This window comes from Micrococcus sp. KBS0714 (assembly GCF_002008305.4).
GTDB lineage: Bacteria > Actinomycetota > Actinomycetes > Actinomycetales > Micrococcaceae > Micrococcus > Micrococcus luteus.
The window spans coordinates 1,769,866-1,789,006 of record NZ_CP042169.1 but is presented as its reverse complement, the minus strand read 5'-3'; the positions used below and the strand labels follow the sequence as shown (position 1 = coordinate 1,789,006).

19 protein-coding genes and 4 pseudogenes are annotated in these 19,141 nt (G+C 66.7%); 12 read left to right on the top strand and 11 right to left on the bottom strand.

What is annotated here, in order from left to right; all coding sequences use genetic code 11:
• Nucleotides 1-123: 123 nt before the first annotated feature.
• Nucleotides 124-585: an Hsp20/alpha crystallin family protein gene (locus B1A86_RS08110; protein ID WP_036317045.1), complete on the top strand. Its 462-nt coding sequence runs from the start codon at nt 124-126 to the stop codon at nt 583-585.
• A gap of 109 nt (nt 586-694) precedes the next feature.
• On the opposite strand, the pseudogene B1A86_RS08105 reads toward B1A86_RS08110, so the two are convergent.
• Nucleotides 695-1,147: pseudogene (locus B1A86_RS08105) on the bottom strand (GMC oxidoreductase); the annotation flags it as partial.
• 399 nt (nt 1,148-1,546) lie between these two features.
• Here B1A86_RS08105 and ychF point away from each other — a divergent pair.
• Nucleotides 1,547-2,632: a redox-regulated ATPase YchF gene (gene ychF / locus B1A86_RS08100; RefSeq protein ID WP_036340374.1), complete on the top strand. Its 1,086-nt coding sequence runs from the start codon at nt 1,547-1,549 to the stop codon at nt 2,630-2,632.
• 550 nt (nt 2,633-3,182) lie between these two features.
• Here ychF and B1A86_RS08095 read toward each other — a convergent pair.
• From B1A86_RS08095 to B1A86_RS08080, 4 genes are read right to left on the bottom strand one after another with little or no spacing between them, the layout of a single operon-like run.
• A complete protein-coding gene (locus tag B1A86_RS08095; protein WP_078025885.1) occupies nt 3,183-6,317 on the bottom strand; it encodes a type I restriction endonuclease subunit R in 3,135 nt (1,044 codons plus the stop codon).
• Entirely contained in the window at nt 6,314-7,120 is an 807-nt protein-coding gene (locus B1A86_RS08090; protein WP_078025884.1) for an abortive infection family protein, read from the bottom strand. Before B1A86_RS08090 ends, B1A86_RS08095 begins: the two co-directional genes overlap by 4 nt.
• Complete coding sequence (locus tag B1A86_RS08085) at nt 7,117-8,280, bottom strand: restriction endonuclease subunit S (RefSeq protein ID WP_078025883.1); 1,164 nt, start codon at nt 8,278-8,280, stop codon at nt 7,117-7,119. Before B1A86_RS08085 ends, B1A86_RS08090 begins: the two co-directional genes overlap by 4 nt.
• Entirely contained in the window at nt 8,277-9,842 is a 1,566-nt protein-coding gene (locus B1A86_RS08080) for a class I SAM-dependent DNA methyltransferase (protein ID WP_078025882.1), read from the bottom strand. The genes B1A86_RS08085 and B1A86_RS08080 overlap by 4 nt, the downstream gene beginning before the upstream one ends.
• A gap of 226 nt (nt 9,843-10,068) precedes the next feature.
• On the opposite strand from B1A86_RS08080, the gene B1A86_RS11810 reads away from it, so the two are divergent.
• Together B1A86_RS11810 and B1A86_RS11805 are read left to right on the top strand one after the other, a co-directional pair.
• On the top strand, nt 10,069-10,281 hold the full coding sequence (locus B1A86_RS11810) for an antirestriction protein ArdA (protein ID WP_052001236.1): 213 nt from the start codon (nt 10,069-10,071) through the stop codon (nt 10,279-10,281).
• Nucleotides 10,278-10,511: pseudogene (locus B1A86_RS11805) on the top strand (antirestriction protein ArdA); the annotation flags it as partial. The gene B1A86_RS11810 and the pseudogene B1A86_RS11805, both read left to right, overlap by 4 nt.
• A gap of 123 nt (nt 10,512-10,634) precedes the next feature.
• On the opposite strand, the pseudogene B1A86_RS11760 reads toward B1A86_RS11805, so the two are convergent.
• The 3 genes and pseudogenes from B1A86_RS11760 to B1A86_RS08060 all read right to left on the bottom strand — a co-directional run.
• Nucleotides 10,635-11,011: pseudogene (locus tag B1A86_RS11760) on the bottom strand (phosphatidylinositol kinase); the annotation flags it as partial.
• A 1-nt stretch (nt 11,012) separates the two neighbouring features.
• Nucleotides 11,013-12,167 carry a glycerate kinase gene (locus B1A86_RS08065; protein ID WP_052001283.1) on the bottom strand — a complete coding sequence of 385 codons (1,155 nt, stop codon included), beginning with the start codon at nt 12,165-12,167 and terminating at the stop codon, nt 11,013-11,015.
• A gap of 29 nt (nt 12,168-12,196) precedes the next feature.
• The gene (locus B1A86_RS08060; RefSeq protein ID WP_036340863.1) at nt 12,197-13,600 is read right to left on the bottom strand and encodes a GntP family permease; all 1,404 of its coding nucleotides are present in this window, start codon (nt 13,598-13,600) and stop codon (nt 12,197-12,199) included.
• A 185-nt stretch (nt 13,601-13,785) separates the two neighbouring features.
• Here B1A86_RS08060 and B1A86_RS08055 point away from each other — a divergent pair, with 185 nt between their 5' ends.
• The 4 genes from B1A86_RS08055 to B1A86_RS08040 all read left to right on the top strand — a co-directional run bounded on the left by B1A86_RS08055 (nt 13,786) and on the right by B1A86_RS08040 (nt 15,307).
• Nucleotides 13,786-14,046 (top strand): type II toxin-antitoxin system Phd/YefM family antitoxin, encoded by a 261-nt coding sequence (locus B1A86_RS08055; protein WP_036340860.1) that lies wholly within the window; start codon nt 13,786-13,788, stop codon nt 14,044-14,046.
• The gene (locus tag B1A86_RS08050; RefSeq protein WP_036340857.1) at nt 14,047-14,301 is read left to right on the top strand and encodes a Txe/YoeB family addiction module toxin; all 255 of its coding nucleotides are present in this window, start codon (nt 14,047-14,049) and stop codon (nt 14,299-14,301) included.
• A 1-nt stretch (nt 14,302) separates the two neighbouring features.
• Entirely contained in the window at nt 14,303-14,869 is a 567-nt protein-coding gene (locus B1A86_RS08045; protein WP_036340854.1) for a mismatch-specific DNA-glycosylase, read from the top strand.
• Nucleotides 14,870-15,061: 192 nt separating this feature from the next.
• Nucleotides 15,062-15,307: a hypothetical protein gene (locus B1A86_RS08040; RefSeq protein WP_078025880.1), complete on the top strand. Its 246-nt coding sequence runs from the start codon at nt 15,062-15,064 to the stop codon at nt 15,305-15,307.
• Nucleotides 15,308-15,320: 13 nt separating this feature from the next.
• Here the strand turns inward: B1A86_RS08040 and B1A86_RS08035 are convergent, their stop codons facing one another.
• Genes B1A86_RS08035 through B1A86_RS08025 form a run of 3 tightly spaced genes read right to left on the bottom strand, consistent with a single transcriptional unit; the run spans nt 15,321 to nt 17,367 of the window.
• Entirely contained in the window at nt 15,321-16,103 is a 783-nt protein-coding gene (locus B1A86_RS08035; RefSeq protein WP_036340845.1) for an SCO1664 family protein, read from the bottom strand.
• On the bottom strand, nt 16,103-16,645 hold the full coding sequence (locus B1A86_RS08030; RefSeq protein WP_063190266.1) for a DUF3090 domain-containing protein: 543 nt from the start codon (nt 16,643-16,645) through the stop codon (nt 16,103-16,105). Before B1A86_RS08030 ends, B1A86_RS08035 begins: the two co-directional genes overlap by 1 nt.
• The gene (locus tag B1A86_RS08025; protein ID WP_186299915.1) at nt 16,642-17,367 is read right to left on the bottom strand and encodes a histidine phosphatase family protein; all 726 of its coding nucleotides are present in this window, start codon (nt 17,365-17,367) and stop codon (nt 16,642-16,644) included. Before B1A86_RS08025 ends, B1A86_RS08030 begins: the two co-directional genes overlap by 4 nt.
• Before the next feature lie 123 nt (nt 17,368-17,490).
• Between B1A86_RS08025 and B1A86_RS11935 the strand changes: the two are divergent.
• The 4 genes and pseudogenes from B1A86_RS11935 to aqpZ form a co-directional block, all read left to right on the top strand.
• Nucleotides 17,491-17,592 (top strand): annotated as a pseudogene (locus B1A86_RS11935) (ABC transporter ATP-binding protein); the annotation flags it as partial.
• A gap of 33 nt (nt 17,593-17,625) precedes the next feature.
• The gene (locus tag B1A86_RS08020; protein ID WP_070708871.1) at nt 17,626-17,886 is read left to right on the top strand and encodes a hypothetical protein; all 261 of its coding nucleotides are present in this window, start codon (nt 17,626-17,628) and stop codon (nt 17,884-17,886) included.
• A gap of 9 nt (nt 17,887-17,895) precedes the next feature.
• The gene (locus tag B1A86_RS08015) at nt 17,896-18,261 is read left to right on the top strand and encodes an NUDIX domain-containing protein (protein ID WP_240739684.1); all 366 of its coding nucleotides are present in this window, start codon (nt 17,896-17,898) and stop codon (nt 18,259-18,261) included.
• 166 nt (nt 18,262-18,427) lie between these two features.
• Nucleotides 18,428-19,126: an aquaporin Z gene (gene aqpZ / locus B1A86_RS08010; protein ID WP_036316501.1), complete on the top strand. Its 699-nt coding sequence runs from the start codon at nt 18,428-18,430 to the stop codon at nt 19,124-19,126.
• Nucleotides 19,127-19,141: the final 15 nt, after the last annotated feature.

Below are 19,141 nucleotides of genomic sequence, written 5' to 3'. Positions count from 1 at the left end.
CGCCTGGAAGTTGATCGAACTTCACGTAGATTTCTGGAATAGGCTCGCCGGGCGTGCTGTTGTAGTGGTCAGACGCCGCGGTGTCAGCGGCGCCCACCCGAATCCCGAGGAGAGTGAACCGACATGGCCCGTCCTATCGATCCGTTCCGTGAGATGGAGCGCCTGGTGAACGGTCTGACGCCCCGCGCGACCGGCACCGTGTCCATGCCCATGAACCTGTACCGCGAGGGCGACGTCTTCGTCGCCGAGGTCGAGCTGCCCGGCGTCGACCCGGCCTCCATCGACGTGGACGTGGAGGAGCGCACCCTCACCGTCCGCGCCGAGCGCAAGGAGGACCCGGCCCGCGAGGACCGACGCTGGCTCACCCGTGAGCGTTCCGCCGGCACCTTCGCCCGCCAGCTCACCCTGGGCGAGGGCCTCGCCCTCGACCGCATCCAGGCCGACTACAGCGACGGCGTCCTGACCCTCACCATCCCGGTGGCGGAGCAGGCCAAGCCCCGCAAGATCTCCGTCACCCACGGCGGTGCTGCCCCCGTGGCCGGGCAGACCGTGGAGGGCGAGACCGCCGAGACCACCGGCGAGTGACCGGCCTCTGACGGAGCCGCGCGCGGCCGGCGTGACCGGCGCGCGGTCCGTCCCCCGAACGCAGATGCGGCGGGCCCCCCACCGGGGGCCCGCCGCATCTGCGTGGCGGTCAGGCGCGATCGGCCAGGATCAGCTGCGCCGCCTTCTCACCGATCATGACGCACGTGATGTTGGGGTTCACGGTCACGTGCTCGGGCATCACGGAGGCGTCGGCCACGCGCAGACCCGTCACGCCCTTGACGCGCAGGCGGGCGTCCAGGGGGCTCATGGCGTCGTCGTCGGCGCCCATGCGCACCGAGCCCACCGGGTGGTACACGGTGTTGTGGGTGCGGCGCACGTAGTCGGCGATCTCCTCGTCCGTCTGCGCCTGCTCGCCCGGGGCCAGCTCGCGCCCCGCCCACGCCGCCATGGCCGGCTGGGAGACGATCTCCCGGGCCAGTCGGATGCCGGCCACCGCGACGGCCATGTCATGGCCCTCCGGGTCGGTGAAGTAGCGCGGGTCCACGGCCGGCTTGTCCCGGTAGTCGTTGAAGCGCAGGCGCACGGTGCCGCGGGACTTGGCGTCGGGAGGGCCCGGCGGCCCTGCGGTCTCGGCTGTCGTCCTCTGGTCGGCAGACACGGGTGTGCTTACTGTCGACGGGGTCTGGGCGGCCCGTCCACCCTACGGATCGGTCATCTGGACGGGGATGCGTGCTGGGCGGTGCGGGTCTCTGGGTTCCGTGGGCACGCCGGGCTGGGGCTGGGGCTGCCGGGCCCCGTGGCCGCCGGGCCTCTGGGTTCCGTGGGCAGAAAAGCAAGGGTTTCTGCCCCCGGAAGCGAAAACCCTGCCGGTTCTGCCCCCGGAACAGGGGAGAGCGCGCTTTCTGCCCACGGAGCGGGCGGGGCTGCCGGTTCTGCCCACGGAACGGGGCCGGTGCGGGACGCCTCCGCCGCGGCGGGCCCGCCGGTAGACTGCCGGACTGTGGCTTTGACTATCGGATTCGTGGGACTGCCCAACGTGGGCAAGTCGACCCTGTTCAACGCGCTGACGCGCCAGACCGTGCTCGCGGCGAACTACCCGTTCGCGACGATCGAGCCGAACGTGGGCGTGGTGAACCTGCCGGACGAGCGGCTGCCCCAGCTGGCCGAGATCTTCGGCTCCGAGCGCATCCTGCCGGCCACGGTGTCCTTCGTGGACATCGCCGGCATCGTGAAGGGCGCCTCGGAGGGGGAGGGCCTGGGCAATCAGTTCCTGGCCAACATCCGTGAGGCCCACGCGATCGCCCAGGTGGTGCGCGCGTTCGACGACGGCGACGTCGTCCACGTGGACGGCAAGGTGGACCCGGCCTCGGACATGGAGACCATCAACACCGAGCTGATCATCGCGGACATGCAGACCGTGGAGAAGGCGATCCCGCGCGTCGAGAAGGAGGTCAAGGGCAAGAAGAAGGAGCCCGCCGACCTCGAGGCGCTCAAGGCCGCGCTCGCGGTGCTGGAGCGGGGCGAGACGATCTTCGCGGCGAAGGACAAGGACAAGCTGGACATGGACCGGCTGCGCGAGCTGAGCCTGCTCACCGCCAAGCCGTTCATCTACGTGTTCAACTCGGACGAGGGTGTGCTGGGGGACGAGGCCAAGCAGCAGGAGCTGCGCGATCTGGTGGCCCCCGCCGACGCCGTGTTCCTGGACGCCAAGCTCGAGTCCGACCTCGTGGAGCTCTCCGAGGAGGAGGCCGCCGAGATGCTGGAGATGGCCGGGCAGGACGAGTCCGGGCTGGACCAGCTGGCCCGCGTGGGCTTCTCCACCCTCGGCCTGCAGACCTACCTGACGGCCGGGCCGAAGGAGACGCGCGCGTGGACCATCCCCGTCGGCGCGACCGCTCCGGAGGCCGCCGGCGTGATCCACACCGACTTCCAGCGTGGCTTCATCAAGGCGGAGATCGTGAGTTTTGATGACCTGATCGCCGCCGGGTCGATGGCCGATGCCAAAGCCGCCGGCAAGGTGCGCATGGAGGGCAAGGACTACGTCATGAAGGACGGCGACGTGGTGGAGTTCCGGTTCAACGTGTGATTCGTTGAAATCATGCGGTTTTTGGCGCCGTTAGTCTGTGGCATGACGCAGAATTATGGCGAGCCTATGGCAGTCGTGTCGTAGCGGTGGATGCCCTCACTGGCTGGTTCTGGTGGGGGCTTCGTCGTCTGTGGGACGTATGCACGTAACGTATATGTGGCACCCTCGGTCATGCCGCGTGAGCGGTCATGTGGTTCATGATCAGCTCGCACTCCACCGGGGCTAATCGGCCTACACTCATGACCTAAACGTAGCGCCCGTTGCGTCCTGACCCCGGAACGAAACCCGGGGCGCTGGAGGCACCTCGGCAACGGCCTTCACATGCGCGGGGCACACCACCTTTTCATGCGGGGATTGTCCCACGGTATCCCTGCAAATCAGTCTGCATGAGCCGCACCAGTGGCCAATCGACGAACTGATTTTAGACCCCATGCCCGCTTACGCGGTGTGACCAAGAATGTCACCTTTACGTGCATCAGTTCCAGGCGCGCCTCCAGTACCCTTGCGGGGTGAACGGCCGAGCATCACTTTTGTCGACATCTACACACCCCTACGCAGACACTCCGCGAGCAAACAATTCCGCCTGCTCGATCACCAGCTCGATTGCCTTAGCTTCCGCATCAGGCGGGTAGTCGTACTTGGCGAGGATGCGGCGTACCTTTGAGCGCATCGCAGCCAGCACAGACTCCTTCAGGTTCCAGTCGATCGTTGCTGATTGCCTGACAGACGTCACGAGCTCTTGAGCGATCGCCTTGAGTGTCTCGTCGCCCAGCTCCATCACCGCAGAGTCGTTCTGCACTACCGCGTCATAGAAAGCGACCTCATCTTCGCGCAGTCCGAGCTCCTCGTGCCGTTTCTGAGCGTCGCGCATCTGCTTCGCAAGTTTCACCAATTCCGCGATGATCTCAGCGGTCGTCAACGACCGGTTCGTATAGCGGTTCACGGTCTCTTCGAGCATCTCCGAGTACTTGCGCCCTTGGACGACGTTCGTTCGCTGCACCGTACGGATCTGGTCGTTCAGGAGACGCCGCAGCAGCCCCATCTGAAGGTTCGGCCTGTCCTTCTCCGCGAACGAATCGAGGAACTCCTCACTGAGGATTGAGATCTCGGGCGTCTCGATCCCAGCGAGCATGTACACGTCCACTACCTGATTAGCTGTGACCGCCTCGTTGAGAAGCTGACTGAGTGCTGTATCGACCTCTACTGCGCCCGAACCGCCTCGGCCAGAGTCGGGGTTTTGGATCTTCAGGATCGCTGCTCGGACGTCCGTGAATAGTCGGACATCGTTCCGGATCGCGGCTGCCTCATCGCGCGCGCCCGCCAGCGCGAACGCCTTCGCCAGAGCCAGCACCTGGTCATTGAACCGCGAGGTCCGGTCTGGGTCCGCCATGACGAAGTCGAGGACCTTTGCGTACTCGTTCAACCGCTGGGCAGCTGTCAGCTCCGGGGAAGAGTCGAACTGGACTCCGTGGAGGAGTCCGCGCACGATGTCGTGCTTCTCCAGCATCACCTGGACCATCTCGTCGATGGGCACGCCAGCCTGGTCGCGGTCGGACGGCGAGTATTCGCTCAGCGCGTTCTGGAGGTTCGCGAACACTCCGATGTAGTCGACGATCAGCCCGCCGGGCTTGTCACGGAACGTTCTGTTCACCCGAGCGATGGCCTGCATGAGCCCCGCGCCCTGCATGGTCTTGTCGACGTACATCGTGTGCATCGACGGGGCATCGAAACCGGTCAGCCACATGTCCCGGACGATGACCAGTTCCAGCGGGTCGTCCGCGTTCTTCGCCCGCAGCTTGAGGTCCTTGCGCACGTCCTTCGAGTGGATGTGCGGCTGGAACTCAGCAGGATCAGACGCGGACCCGGTCATGACGACCTTGATCTTGCCCTGCGCCGGATCATCCGAATGCCAGTCGGGTCGCAGTGCGATGATCTTCTCGTACAGCCGCACGGCGATCCGGCGACTCATGGTGACGATCATGCCCTTGCCGAACAGGGATTCGCGGCGCTTCTCCCAGTGCTCCACGATGTCGCGGGCCACGAGATCAAGTCGTGCCTCCGCTCCGACGACCGCTTCCAACCGCGACCAACGTGACTTCGCAGCTGTTGCGGTGTCTTTCTCGACGGACTCGGTGATCTCATCGGCGAGGTCGTCCAAGGCAGCGAGGTCCGCTTCCGACAGCTCGATTTTTGCCAACCTGGACTCGTAGAAGATCCGGACAGTCGCACCATCCTCCACTGCCCTTGTGAGGTCGTACACGTCCACGTAATCGCCGAACACAGCCCTTGTGGATTTGTCGTTCGACTCGATCGGAGTGCCGGTGAAACCGAGGTACGTCGCGCCGGGGAGCGCGTCGCGCATGTGCTTGGCCAGCCCGGACTTGAGTCGACCGTGGCGGTCGAGCGTCTCGCTGAATCCGTACTGACTCCTGTGCGCCTCGTCGGCGATCACGATGACATTCCGACGGTCAGTGAGCACGGGGTTGGCGTCTCCGTCCTCGCCCGGCGCGAACTTCTGCAAGGTGGTGAACACGATCCCACCCGACGCGCGCTTCAGCTTGGCCCGCAGATCCGAGCGCGTTGCTGCCTGCACCGGCGTCTCCGGCAGGATGCGCGCGGGGGCGAAAGTCTCGCCGAACAGCTGATCGTCGAGATCGTTGCGATCGGTTATGAACACCAGCGTCGGGTTCGCCATGCGCGGGTCGCGCATGATCTTTGCAGCGTAGAACACCATCTCGAAGCTCTTGCCGGAGCCCTGGGTGTGCCACACCACGCCGCCGCGTCGGTCCCCATCAGGGCTTGACGCTTGCACCGTGGACTCGACGGCAGCGTTGACCGCCCAGTACTGATGGTACTTCGCCACACGCTTCAAGAGCGCCCGCGTGGGCTGTCCTGTCGACTTGTCGGTGACTGTCTCGTCACTGAACACCACGAAGTTCTTCAGTAGGTCCAGGAACCGCTTCGGCTCGAACACGCCCTTGATGAGAACCTCAAGTGCTGGCCGGTTGCTGACGACCTCACGACCCTCGATGGTCTTCCACGGCGCGTAGTGCTCGAACGCACCCGAGTAGCTGCTCATCGCCGCCGACGTTCCGTCAGAGATCACTGTCACCGCGTTCGGCACAAATACCGACGGGATGTCGTGTCGGTACGTCTGCACCTGGTTCCACGCCGACTTTAGCGTCGCGTGCCCAGCGGCCGGATTCTTCAGCTCCAACAGCGCGAGCGGGAGCCCGTTAACCATCACGAGCACGTCAGGGCGGCGGTTCTTGCCGTTCTCGACGATCGTGAACTGGTTGACAGCCACCCAGTCGTTATTCGCCGGCTCGTCGAAGTCCACCAGCCACAAGCGTGTTGTGCGCAGCAGGCCATCGTCGCCGCGATGCTCGACAGGTACACCCTCCGTGATGAGCTTGTGCAGGCGAGCGTTCTCGTCTACAGCGCTCTGCGACCCGGCACGCTGCACGGTCTTCACAGCCTCGGCGATCAGCGCGGCGTCAGCGCTAGTGTTGATCCGCCGAAGCGCATCACGCAGACGCCCCCACAGCACGACGTCCTCGTACGAGTCCCGCTCTGCGTCAGGCTCTCCCGGCGCGATCTCAGGGGCGTGCACACGTCGGTAGCCCAGCTCGGCGAAGTGCTCTAGAGCGGCCAGTTCGACGACGTTCTCGTTGAAGGTGCTCATCCGCCACTCCTCACTGCGGCAGGCGACGTTGGTCCAGTGCGCTTCGCCAGATAGACCTCGACGAGGAAGCTCGCGACGGTCTTCGCTGAGTTCACAGCCACCCGGGCATGTCGCGCTTGTGGCTGCACGTGACGCGCGTGTCCGTCACTCGCCATGTTCCGGATCGCTGCCAGACCGTTGACGATCTGGACCAGGCCGCGTGCGATCTGCTTGAACCCTTCGTCGACCTGGTCATCCTTGTCGTCGATCCGAAGAATCTTCGCAACTGCCTTGTACTGTCGCTGGAGGTCACCGGCGTAGTTTCCGCTCTGGCCTGTTAAACGAATCTCCAGCTGTTCCAACACCGCCTCAACCAAGGTGCGCGACACTGTGATCGCCCCTTCGAGGTCTGAGGCTGCGAGACGACGCTCCGCCTTGTCGGACAGTTCTCGGACATACGCCAGCGTGAGAACTTCCGGTGCGACCGGCGCAGCACTCAACGGGACGGCGACGCCTTCCAGTCGCGAGACGATCGCGCGATACTTATCGATCGAGGCACTTTCATCGTCTCCGTCTTGCTCGCCTCTGTATTCGAGAAGTGCATGTAGAACACGAGCGCACTCTGACGTCGAAGCAGAGCGAAAGAACGCACGTAAACGCTTAGCCTTCGAGAGGCCGGAGTCTTCTGGCTCGATCTCGACATCCAGATCAGCAAAGAAATCCGCGAAGGTGCGGTTACTGAAGTCGAGTACGTAACCGTCACCCATGTCGAGGACTTGTTCAACGATGCGCATATCTGTCGCGCTCAAGACAGGTGTTTTCATGACGTCACCGGAACTCGTAGACCACCTGAGAGTAGTTCGGGGAGGAGAGCGTCGCGAAGAGCGACAAGACGATGAGACTCGAACGTCAACTGCGTGAGACGCTCAACGAGCGGGTCTACACGGGCTGATAGCTCGATTCGTTCGGTGGCGGTCAGGACCGGAACTCGCCATGCCGCGAGGTCTTTCCAAGAGGCACGGGGCATTCTTGTCCCAGTAGAACTGGCTGACAAAGAATCGATCAATGCATCAGATGCTGCGACGGCTGTCACCAAGGCAATGTCGCGAGGACTCTTCGGCCGGACTACCAAGATGTCAGTCGAGCACACGCCATCGATAGGCGCAATACCCACCTTCTTGAAGTACGGGCGAAGCTTACCGAAGAGGAGGTCCCCTCGCTTAAAGGCAGTCTTATTACTGCCAAGACCCTTAGCTTTCTTCCATTCAGTCAGGAAAATTGATCCTCTGGGCATGTGTTCAAGCCCAATATAGTTGTCATCGGGATCAATCTTGTCTATTTCTACTGGGGCCTTCACCAGTGCGCAATAATCGCCCAGTGTTCCGTCCTCGCCCTCGGAGGCATCGAGCGTAGATTCGACAACCGCGCGGATAAGAGATTCCCCAGTGGCCATTGCTTGTCGGTTCGACTCGATCTTGTCGTCGAACGCGCCGAGTGTCGCAGCGATCGCGCGTTGCTCCGGGAGGGACGGGACGTGCACCGGAATGTCTGCGAGAAGTTTTTGGCTCAGGTATGGAAGCGCGCTCCCTTGAGCCCATTCCGCGATATGGACACTTTCGATCAGATAGATCAAGAAGCCGCTATCGACAACAGCGGGCTTGGGTATGGCAGCCATCATGTTGTTGTCCATCGCGGTCGGTACCGTGATCCGCCTCAGGCGCTCAGCCTTCAGTCCCTCGCCAATTTTTGCGAATGCTACGGCGCCGGGAGGTGTTAGTTTCAACTTCATTCGCGCCGCGGTTTCAGCCGACACCCAGTTATTTGCCTCAATGATCCGTATGCTGTTAGCAGGAAGAGTCATATCGCTGACCTTGATGAACGGATGGTCGCCGGTCAAATGTCCTTGCTCGTGTCTCGGAAAAGCTCCTCCTGCCTGGAATGTACAGAGTTCCCCGAGCACGCTTTCCATCCACTGCGCGGTCACGAGAGCGATCCCATGCGCAGTCGAACCTCATTTTCCAGCTCGCGCCCACGCTCGAACTCCGCTAACAGCTCGTTCGTGAGGCGTTCAATCTTCTCATCGATCGGTTCGTCGTCGACTTCCGCCTCAGCTGCACCGACGTACCGGCCGGGTGTGAGGACGAATTCGTGTTTCTCAATCTCCCCGATCGTGGCCGACTTCGCGAAACCGGGGACGTCTTCATAGCAGCCGTCGTGGTTGCGCCATTCGTGGTAGGTGTCCGCGATCTGCGCAATGTCGTCGTCCGATAGCACGCGCAGGCGTCGCGACTGCATAGCTCCGAGCTTGCGGGCGTCTATAAACAGCACCTCACCTTTGCGCGCGCGGTGCCCATTGCCGTCACGCCCCTTGGAGATGAACCACAACGACACGGGGATGCCTGTGTTAAAGAAGAGCTTGTCTGGCATTGCGACGATGCAGTCGACCAGGCCAGCCTCGACGAGCCGCTGACGGATCTCGCCCTCGCCACTGCTCTTGGAGGACAGTGACCCGTTGGCGAGCACGAAACCTGCTGTGCCGTGAGGCGCAAGATGGTGAAGGAAGTGTTGCACCCATGCGAAGTTCGCGTTGCCCTTCGGTGGTGTCCCGTACTTCCATCGGGGGTCGTCGGCGAGCTTCGCATCCCACCAGTCAGAGACGTTGAAAGGCGGGTTCGCGATCACGTAGTCAGCACGCAGGTCGAGGTGAAGGTCCTCTGTGAACGAGTCCGCAGAATGCGAGCCCATGTCCGCCTCGACGCCACGCAAAGCCAGGTTCATCTTCGCGAGCTTCCATGTCGTATCGGTGAACTCCTGCCCATATACCGAGATGTCGGTGCGTTTGCCGCCGTGAGCCTTCACGAACTCAGCCGACTGTACGAACATGCCGCCCGAGCCCACAGCTGGGTCGTACACGCGACCCTTGAACGGTTCCAGCATCTCGACAAGTGTCTTGACCACGGAGCGAGGCGTGTAGAAGGCTCCCGCATCCTTGCCGGTCTCCTTGCCTGCGAACTGGCCAAGGAAGTATTCGTACACGCGACCGAGCACGTCGTCTGCGCCGTGATCGTCGGTCTCAGTAAAGCCGATCGACCCGATGAGGTCGACCAGCTCACCGAGGCGTCGCTTGTCGAGGCCATCACGGCCATAGTTACGGGGCAGCACGCCGCGAAGCGACGGGTTCTCCTTCTCGATGAGATCCATCGCTTGGTCGATCTGCTGACCGATCTCCGGCTGCTTGGCCACCGACTGCACGTATCCCCACCGGGCGAGAGACGGCACCCAGAAGACGTTCTGACTCGCGTACTCGTCCCGATCCTCCAGGAACGACTCGATCCGCTCGGGCTTGATGCCCTCGGCGGCCAGCTCGTCCTTGAGCTGCTCGCGGCGCTCCTCGAACCGGTCGGAGACGTATTTGAGGAACACCAGGCCCAGCACGACGTGCTTGTACTCGCTGGGCTCCTGGTTGCCCCTGAGCTTGTCAGCGGCATCCCACAGTGTCTGTTCGAGCGTTTTCGCCGGCTTCGCTTTCGCGGCCCGTCTCGCCATAGTTCGTACTCCTTCGCGCGAGAAACGCGCCTTCGTCTGCAATTTTCAGCTCCATCTCAGGATACCGAGCACCACGGGCATCGTAGGGTCTCCAGGCAGCTGGCGCGCCGCGGAGCGGCGCCCGGGGGTCGACGTGAGAGCGGTTGACGCGGCGTAAGCGCGTCATTCCATCAGAGCCTGACTGCCTGTCGCGTTCGCCGCTCTCCTCGATCCGAGGAGGAGACCCATGGACACGGACACCCTGGACAACACGCCGCGCGTGTGGATCGGCTGCCTGCACTGCTACAACTCCGGAGGCCTCGTCGGGGAGTGGTTCGACGCCGTCGATGCCGAAGAGGTCACCCTGACCCATGTGCACCGGGGCGCGGGCGGTACCGCGCCGGTTGCAAGGAGTTGTGGTGCTTCGACCACGAGAATCTGCCCGTGCGCGGCGAGATGAGCCCGCACGAAGCCGCCGAGTGGGGCAGCTTGCTGGCATCAGTCCCGGAGCACCAGCGCGAGGCGTTGTGCGCGTGGGTGAGGAGCGGTGACTACGTGGCTGAGGGCACGGGCGACCTGCCGGGCATCCCGGACTTCGAGGACCGCTACTGCGGCGAGTGTGCGTCATTCCGCGAGTACGCGGAGGAGCTGGCCGACGGCACGGGCTTATTGTCGGCAGTCTCGGACGATGTCGCCTGGTACTTCGACTGGTCGATGCGGACCCGTGACCTGGCGTTCGACTACACGGTCGGGGGTGCCGAGCATCGCCAAGCGCGTGCTTGTCATGGCAGGGGATATGAGCATGCGCCAGGTCTAATGCGACCCGGAGCACGGGCCGTCGTCGAGCAAGCCGGCGGAACGCTCGGCGAGGGCACCGATCTCCTCGGCACTGAGCAGCTCCGCAAGCCGCCAACCATCCCACCCTCAAGTGCATCGATATCCTGCCCCACGCCGTCGCGCTTCTCCTCGGTCAGCTTCTCGCCCAGCCATCCCCACAGGACGGTGCGCAGCTTGTCCTCCATATGGAAGGTCAGCCCGTGGTCCACCCCGTGATGGTGCCCGCCGGGCACGGTAAGGATATGGGCGCCCTTGCGGTCGGCGTTGCTGAGGATCACGTCGAACACCGCCATGCGGCGTAGCGCCGCCGAGTCCTCGTGGGCCAGGGTCAGCCGATGCCCGCCCTCACCCTCCTCAACGTCTGAGCCCGGCGGGGGAGCAGGCCATCACCAGCCGCCCGACGTCGCGGGCGGTCGCGGTCAGGTCCTCTGCCGTACGACGGATCGCTGTCGCCAAGTCCTGGGGCCCGCGGCCGATGGGCACGATCGCGGTGATGCCCTCGTCGTAGAGGGTGTCCGTGTCCTGTCCCACGGAGCCGGCGAGGACGATCACCGGGATCGCACGACCGGCTGCGCGCACGGCCTGGGCCACGCCGATCGGCACTTTCCCGGCCAAGGACTGACCGTCAATGCGCCCCTCCCCGGTGATGACGAGGTCAGCGGTCTTCACGAGGTCGTGGAAACCCGCCGTCTCGAGGACGACGTCGATGCCCGGCTTCAAGGTGGCCCCGATGAAGGCGTGCAGGCCACCGGCCAGACCTCCCGCCGCCCCCGAACCGGGGAGCGCATCGATCGCGACCCCGAGGTCTCGTTCGACGATGCCCGCGAGATGGACCAGTCCGGTGTCCAGGCTCGCCACTGATGCAGGATCCGCCCCCTTCTGGGGGCCGAACACGTGGGCTGCACCCTGCGATCCCGTGAGGGGGTTGCTGATGTCGCACATCACCTCCACGTCGACGTCGCGGAGCCGGTCTCGTGCCGGGCTGGAGTCGATCCGCGCAATCCGGGTGAGGGTGTGGCCGGTGGGGACGAACTCCTCACCTGCGGCGTCCAGGAACCGGACGCCGAGGGCTGCGGCAGCGCCCGTGCCGCCGTCCGTCGTGGCGCTCCCGCCTGCCCCGACGATGACTCTGCCCGCGCCAGCGGACACCGCGTCGAGGATCTGCTCACCGACACCGAACGTCGTGGCCCGTCCCGTGTCCTCGCGTCCGGAGGCGAGAGGGAGCCCGGCACATGAGGCTGTCTCGACCACCGCCACGTCCGGGTCGATCAGTCCGTAGTGGACGGGCACGCGTTCGCCGTAGAACACCCCGCAGACGGTCGCGGATCGCAAGGCGCCCCCTGCGGCGGCCACGAAGGCCTCGACGGTGCCTTCCCCGCCGTAGGCGATGGGCACCACGAGAACTTCGGCGTCGGTGACCGACGCGAGACCCGCGGCGATCGCGGAGCCCGCCTCCCGCGACGACAGGGCCCCCTTGAACGAGTCTGGGATGACGATGATGCGCTGCACGCGTGGATCTCCTGAGTCAGGTGACGGGGTCAGACGAGGACGAGGCCGAGGAGCCAGATGAACACGATGGAGGTGAGTCCCATCAGAAGCGTGACCATCGTCTGGGTGCGGTAGCCCTGCGAGGGCGTCATGCCGCTGAAGTTGGTGACCACCCAGAAGTACGAGTCGTTGGCGTGGGAGACGGTCATGGCGCCGGCCGCAATGGCCATGACCACGAGCGCGCTGGCCACCGGGGTCTCGAAGCCCAGTGCAGGCATCATCGGGAAGACCATGGCCGACGTGGTCGTGAGTGCCACTGTGGAGGAGCCCTGCGCGGTCTTCAGGACGGCGGAGACGAGGAAGGGGAAGAACAGTCCGATGACCGACAACTGTGCAGCGTTGCTCTCGATGAAGGTGACGAGGTCGGTGGCGGCGATGACGCGCCCCAGCACACCGCCGGCCGCCGTGATGAACAGGATGGGGCCGACAACCCGGAGGGTCTCCTCTGTCAGGTCGTAGAACGTCTCGCCACGGCGCACGCTGAACAGCAGGCCGACTGCGCAGAGGGTGCCGACGGCGAGGGCGATCATCGGCGTGCCGAGGAATCGGGCGAAGTCACCCGCGGGGCCGGTCCACTTCAGGACGGATGCGAGCGAGCCGAGAGCCATGAGCAGGATGGGGGCGATGATGGGCGCGAAGGAGGCAGCAGTCCCAGGCATCCGCCCGTAGGACCGGCGTAGCGCGTCGTAGGCCGCCTCGAGCTCGTCCGCGTCCTCCGTGCCGGTCTCCTCAGGGGAGGTCACCCGCTTGCCGATGTAGAGGGCGTACAGGTACGCGACGAGGAGTGCGGGGATCGAGACGAGGACGCCGAGGCCGATCACCAACAGAAGGTGGTCGCCGATGCCGAGGTTCTGGGCGGCTGCGATGGGCCCCGGGGTCGGTGGAATGAAGACGTGCGAGGTGTACAGGCCCGCGGCCAGGGCCACGGTCATCGCCACGGGTGACGCCCCGGTGCGACGGGCCAGGGCCTTGCGGATGGGGTTGAGAATGACGAATCCGGAGTCGCAGAACACGGGGATGGAGACCACCCAGCCCATGAGCTGCATAGCCAGGACGGGGTAGCGCTTGCCGACGACCCTCACCAGCGCATCGGCGATCCTGAAGGCACCGCCGGTGCGCTCCAAGATGAGTCCGATGAGCGTGCCCAGGATGATGACGATGCCGATCGAGGTGAAGATCCCGGAGAATCCCTCCCCGATCACGTCGGCGATGCCCTTGACGGGCGCTTCCCCTTCGGCGCCGGTCGACTTCACCAGCGGGATCCCACCGATGATCCCCAAGGCGAAGGCGACGACCATGATCGAGAGGAAGGGGTGGATCTTCCATCGGGAGATCATGACGATCATCAGGGCGATGGCGAGGATGAAGACGAGCAGAAACGGTATTCCAGTCATCGGAAGTCCTTTGTGCGGCAGGGGATTCCAGCCAGAGTAGGACCGATGGGACTTCAGCGGCGATGTTCTGACGAACAGGGTTCGGCCGTCTCAATGGCCCTCTGCATCCCGCAGGGTGCCTCCTGAGTTCCACCTCACCGACTGGTACCATAAGCAAGTACCACATCGCACCCGAGGAGGCCAGCATGTCCATCAGCGCCAGTGAAGCCCGCAAGACCCTGTTCCCGCTCATCGAGCGAGTGAATGCGGACCGCGACGCCGTGGAGATCGTCTCCCGCAAGGGGAATGCCGTCCTCATGCCCGCGGACGAGTACGCCGCCTGGCAGGAGACCGCCTACCTGTTCCGCTCCCCGGCCAACGCCCGCCGGCTGCTGGACGCCTACGAGCGCGCCCGCGCAGGGAGCGTCGAGGAGCACGCTCTGGACCGCATGGACGGGGACGCCTGAGTGCGCCTCGTGTGGGACCGCTCGGCCTGGGAGGACTACACGCACTGGCAGACCACGGACCGCAAGGTTCTCAACCGGATCAACACCCTCATTGACGCCGCCCTGCGTGATCCCTTCGAGGGGATCGGCAAGCCCGAGCAGCTGAAGTACGGCGCAGCCGGGGCATGGTCCCGACGCATCACGGAGGAGCACAGGCTCGTCTACCTCGTCGACGGCGAGGACCTGATCATCCTCCAGGCGAGGTATCACTACTGACATGCGCTTCACCCAGGCCGAGCTCCAGCAGTTCCGCGACCGCACCGTCCCCGACCTGCTGCCGGACCCGCTGCGGCTGCTGTTCATCGGCATCAACCCCGGCCTGTGGAGCGCCGCCACCGGTGCGCACTTCGCCCGCCGCGGCAACCGCTTCTACCCGGCCCTGCACCGCGCCGGGCTCACCCGACACCTGGTCGACGCCTCCGACGGCTACAAGGCCGAGGACCTCGCCGAGCTGCACGCCCGCGGCATCGGGATCTCCAACCTCGTCCCGCGTGCCACCGCCCGCGCCGACGAGCTCACCGCGGAGGATCTCGCCGCCGCCCCCGCCCGCCTGGACGCGCTCGTGGCAGCGCATGCGCCGGCCGTCGTCGCCGTGTTGGGGGTGACGGCCTACCGGCAGGCCTTCGGACGTCCGAAGGCGGCGCTGGGGGAGCAGCAGACGCCGTGGCCGGGCACGCGGCTGTTCGTGGCGCCGAACCCCAGCGGGCTCAACGCTCACGCCACCCTGGACTCGCTCGCCGCGGATTACCGCGCGGCCGGTGCCGCGGCGGGGCTCGTGGACTGAGTGCACCCGCCGTCCCTGCGGCCGCGCTGGACGCCCGCTGGGATCTCCGATCGGGTGGGCGCCGTGCGCACACGAGTCACCATCTCGCTCGTGGGCCTCGGCCTGAGCGCCGCGGCCCTCGGGCGCTGCCAGACGTAGACGTGGACCTCGACGTGCTCCACAGATACCACCGTGCGCAGCTGCGGGATCTCCGTGTCAGGCAACGCGTTCCAGGACCTGCCCTTCCCCGTCTCCGGGCCGATCCTCGGCAGCGTCGGCGAGCGATTCCGGCTCGAGACGGCGAGCGATGAGGGGACGGCCACCTTCTCCGCCGGCGGCACCGAGGGGGGCACCTACTCCTGCGGAGCGGGGCAGACGCTCCTGATCGGCGACAGCGCGCTGCTGTGCCGCGCCGTCGGCGAGAACTCGCTGGACTTCACGATCAGCCGGCCGCGCTGACGCCTCAGGCCCGTCAGAACAGCGGCCAGGGCACGGCCGGCGTCAGCCCGCTCGGGGCAGGGAAGATCCCGTCGTCGAGCAACTGGGCACAGCGTGCGGCAAGGGCTTCGACTTCCTCGGCACCCAGCAGCTCCGCCAGCCCCTGCCCCAGCTCACCGTCGAGCCCGTCGAGAACCCGGGCGACGCCGTCGCGCTCCTCCTCGCTCAGCGCCTCGCCCAGCCACCCCCAGAGCACGGTCCGCAGCTTGTCCTGCACATGGAACGTCAGCCCGTGGTCCACGCCGTGGCGGTGGCCGCCGGGCATGGCGAGGATGTGGGCGCCCTTGCGGTCGGCGTTGTTGACGAGCACGTCGAACACCGCCATGCGGCGCAGCGCCGCCGAGTCCTCGTGGGCCAGGACCAGCCGATTCCCGCCCTCGTCCTCACCCTCCAGGACCGTGAGCCATCCCGAGGCCGGCACTTCGTCCGCCGGGAACAGGTCCACGGCGTCCTGCTCAGGATCCTGCTCCTGCCAGAGCTGCACCATGCCCTTACCGAACGGGCCGTCGCGCAGCCAGGTGCGCGGCACAATGTCCCACCCCAGCGCCTCGGACACCAGGGACGCGGCCACCTCCCGGCGGGCCAGGGTTGCGGCGGGGAAGTCCCAGAGCGGGGCCTCGCCGGCCACCGGCTTGTAGACCACCGGGGTGTCACCGATCGCGCCGAGGAACGTGGCGTTGGACGCCGTCGTGATGCGGCCGGTGAGCGTCAGCTCCCCGGACATCAGCTCGCCGGCGGGCACGTCCGCGGCGCTCATCAGGAGTCGGGGAAAGTGCAGTCGTGGCCGTCGGGGTCGATGGGCTGGCCGCAGTCCGAGCAGACCGGACGCCCGGCGTCCACGACCTCCCGGGTGCGCCGAGCGAACGCCCGGGCGGCGCCGACGGGCATCCGCACGCGCACGGCCTCGGCGTCCGCCTCGAGCGCCGGGTCGGCGTCGTCGTCGGTCAGGGGGTGCGCGTCGACGAGCACCTGCGCGGTGGTGGGGTCCCAGCCCAGGCCGATAGCCCCCACCCGGAACCACTCCTGCACCGGGTCCAGCGGATCGTTGTCCACGAGTTCCACGGGCGTGCTGGCCGGGACGCTGTGCGGGTTGCCCTCCAGCGCCATGAGATCGTCGAGGATCTCGTCGATCATCTCCGCCATCAGGGCCGACTGCTGCTTCTCCAGCGCCAGGCTCACCAGCCGGGGCCCGGTGCGCACCTGCAGGTAGAACGTGCGGGCTCCGGGACGCCCGAGCGTCCCGATCACGACGCGATCCGGCCAGTCGAACTCATGGGCGGGGGCAGGTGCATCAGTCATGCCACGATCCTAGGCGTCCGCTCGTCCACCGCACCGGCGCCCGTGCCTGCGCCGCCGCCCACCGGGGCGTCGTCGGACGGGCCGAGGGTCGCCAGCCAGGACAGGTCCCCGGCGTCGGTGTTCATCGCCCAGACCCGCGGGCGGGCCGGACCGTAGCTCACGATGGACACGGAGGCGGGCCCCACCTCGATCCGCTGGAACAGATCCAGGTGCGTGCCGAGCGCGTCGGCCAGGATCGACTTGATGACGTCCCCGTGGCTCACCGCCACCCACACCGCCCCGGGCCCGTGCTCGGCCTCGACCGCGGCGTCGTGCCGGCGGATCGCCGCCACCGCGCGGGCCTGCATGCCCGCCATGGACTCCCCACCGGGGAAGACGACGGCGGACGGCTGGGTCTGCACCGTCGCCCACAGGGGCTCGGTGGCCAGGTCGCTGAGCGCGCGTCCCTGCCACTGGCCGTAGTCGCACTCGGTGAGGTCGTCGTCGACCAGCGAGGGCACCGTCCCCGGCTGGCGATCGAGGAGGGCGCGGGCCGTCTGCGCGCACCGCTCCAGGGGACTGGCCACCACCGCGGCCACGGGCACGGCCGCGATCCGGCCCCCGGTGCGTGCCGCCTGCTCCCGTCCGTGATCGTCCAGGCTGACCCCGGGGGTGCGGCCCGCCAGCAGTCCGGTCGCGTTGGCCGTGGTGCGGCCGTGCCGCACGAGGAGAACCGTCGCCATGGCCTCAGCGTAGCGAGGGGATGCCCGCCTCTCGCGGACAAAGCCTCGCGGCCATGACGCAAAGGGTCAGTGACGCAACGCGAGCACGCCTATGCCCGGCAAGGCTGACGCCCGTCTGCAGGCCTCGAACGCCCGGAGCAGGCCCTCGAGGCCTAGGACGGCGCCCTGCTGCTGGTCACCCACGACCGCCGCATGCTCGAGGCCGTCCGACTCGACCGCCGCTGATACCCTCCCCCGGTAGTCAACCTCCTGCTCTCGGTGACGTTCGCGTGCGGCGTGGCGATCGCCGGGCTCCACGTGGTGAACCGGCGGTTCATCACGCCGATGTACGACGTCGTCCTCAACCTGGCCGCGTTCCTCGCCGCCGTCGCCTCCTCCGTGCTCCTGGGGCACGTGCTGCCCGCGGTGTTCGCCGCGCTGGCCGTGCTCGCCTGGCTGATCCTGGCCGTCCGCACGGTGCGCGCCCGCCGCGCGGGACATAAGTCTGCCGGCCAGCGCCCCGCCGGCGCCGGCCTCTAGGCTGGCGCCATGTCCTTCCTGATCCCTTCCGTCCCCGTCTCCTGCGGCTGCCGCCGCGAGGTCCGGGAGGAGACGGGGCTGGAGGTGACCGCCGGGCGGCTCGTCGCCGTCGACACGCGGCCCAGCAAGGCCGACGGCCGGATCGGCCTGCGCTTCCTCTTCCGCGCCGTCCACCCGCTCACTGCTGCGGACGTCGCCGCCATCCGCCTGCAGGAGGACGAGGCCTCCGAGCATAGCTTCGTGACGTGCCAGGAGGCCCGGAAGCTCCTGCGCCCGGCGATCGCCCGCCGCGTCGACGCCGCCTGGGACGCCGCGCACTGCGTCTACCTGGAGGACGGGCGTCCCGCCGCGGGGGTGGATCAGCCGGCGGGCTGAGGCCCGTCCTCCGGCCGGACGAGCGGTGCCCGGCGGCGTCCCCGTCCCGGATGAGGGCCGCTGCCTGATCTGCGGGCGTGATCGTGGCGGCGCGGTCAGGAGGGTGGACGCGGGACGAGACGGTGCGCCCAGGCAACGGCGGGACGGTCCCACGGACGCCGCTGCCGTGTTCTCCGCATCCGTGATCGACGACGCCACAGGCGTCAACATGGGCATCGGCTTCCTCGGCGTCGCCCTCGCCTTCGGCCTGACCGTGGTGGCCATGGCCTACGCCGTAGGCCACATCTCCGGCGGTCACTTCAACCCGGCCGTCACGCTGGGTGCGGCGCTCGCGGGTCGTCTGCCGTGGAAGCTCACTGTGCCGTACTGGATCGCCCAGCTCGTGGGCGGCGTGGCGGCCGGCGGCGTGCTGCTGGCGATCGCCTCCGGTCGTCCGGGCTACTCGCTTGCGGAGAACGGCCTGGCCACCAACGGCTATGGCGAACTCTCGCCCGCGGGCTACTCGATGGGCGCGGTGTTCCTGACCGAGGTGCTGCTGACCGCCGTGTTCCTCTACGTCATCCTCGGCGCCACGGACCGCCGTGCTCCGTCCGGCTTCGCGCCGCTGGCCATCGGCCTGACCCTCACGCTGATCCACCTGATCTCCATCCCCGTGTCGAACACCTCCGTGAACCCCGCTCGCTCCTTCGGCGTGGCCCTGTTCGCGGGCGGGGACGCCCTCGGCCAGGTCTGGCTGTTCTTCGTGGCCCCGTTGTTGGGCGCCGCGGTCGCCGGTCTCAGCTACCGCTTCGTCTTCCCCAACACCTCCCGGGTGACCGAGGAGCTGCCCGAGCCCGCCGCCGACGGGACGCGGGACGCCGTCTGATCCCTGTCATTCGGG

Coding starts and splice junctions, on each gene's coding strand:
- B1A86_RS08030 (WP_063190266.1), bottom strand. CDS start 16,645: ATGACTGATGCACCTGCCCCCGCCCATGAGTTCGACTGGCCGGATCGC.
- B1A86_RS08080 (WP_078025882.1), bottom strand. CDS start 9,842: ATGGCGAGACGGGCCGCGAAAGCGAAGCCGGCGAAAACGCTCGAACAG.
- B1A86_RS08090 (WP_078025884.1), bottom strand. CDS start 7,120: ATGAAAACACCTGTCTTGAGCGCGACAGATATGCGCATCGTTGAACAA.
- B1A86_RS08045 (WP_036340854.1), top strand. CDS start 14,303: ATGCGCTTCACCCAGGCCGAGCTCCAGCAGTTCCGCGACCGCACCGTC.
- B1A86_RS11810 (WP_052001236.1), top strand. CDS start 10,069: ATGGACACGGACACCCTGGACAACACGCCGCGCGTGTGGATCGGCTGC.
- B1A86_RS08095 (WP_078025885.1), bottom strand. CDS start 6,317: ATGAGCACCTTCAACGAGAACGTCGTCGAACTGGCCGCTCTAGAGCAC.
- B1A86_RS08110 (WP_036317045.1), top strand. CDS start 124: ATGGCCCGTCCTATCGATCCGTTCCGTGAGATGGAGCGCCTGGTGAAC.
- B1A86_RS08015 (WP_240739684.1), top strand. CDS start 17,896: ATGTCCTTCCTGATCCCTTCCGTCCCCGTCTCCTGCGGCTGCCGCCGC.
- B1A86_RS08025 (WP_186299915.1), bottom strand. CDS start 17,367: ATGGCGACGGTTCTCCTCGTGCGGCACGGCCGCACCACGGCCAACGCG.
- B1A86_RS08035 (WP_036340845.1), bottom strand. CDS start 16,103: ATGAGCGCCGCGGACGTGCCCGCCGGCGAGCTGATGTCCGGGGAGCTG.
- B1A86_RS08060 (WP_036340863.1), bottom strand. CDS start 13,600: ATGACTGGAATACCGTTTCTGCTCGTCTTCATCCTCGCCATCGCCCTG.
- B1A86_RS08055 (WP_036340860.1), top strand. CDS start 13,786: ATGTCCATCAGCGCCAGTGAAGCCCGCAAGACCCTGTTCCCGCTCATC.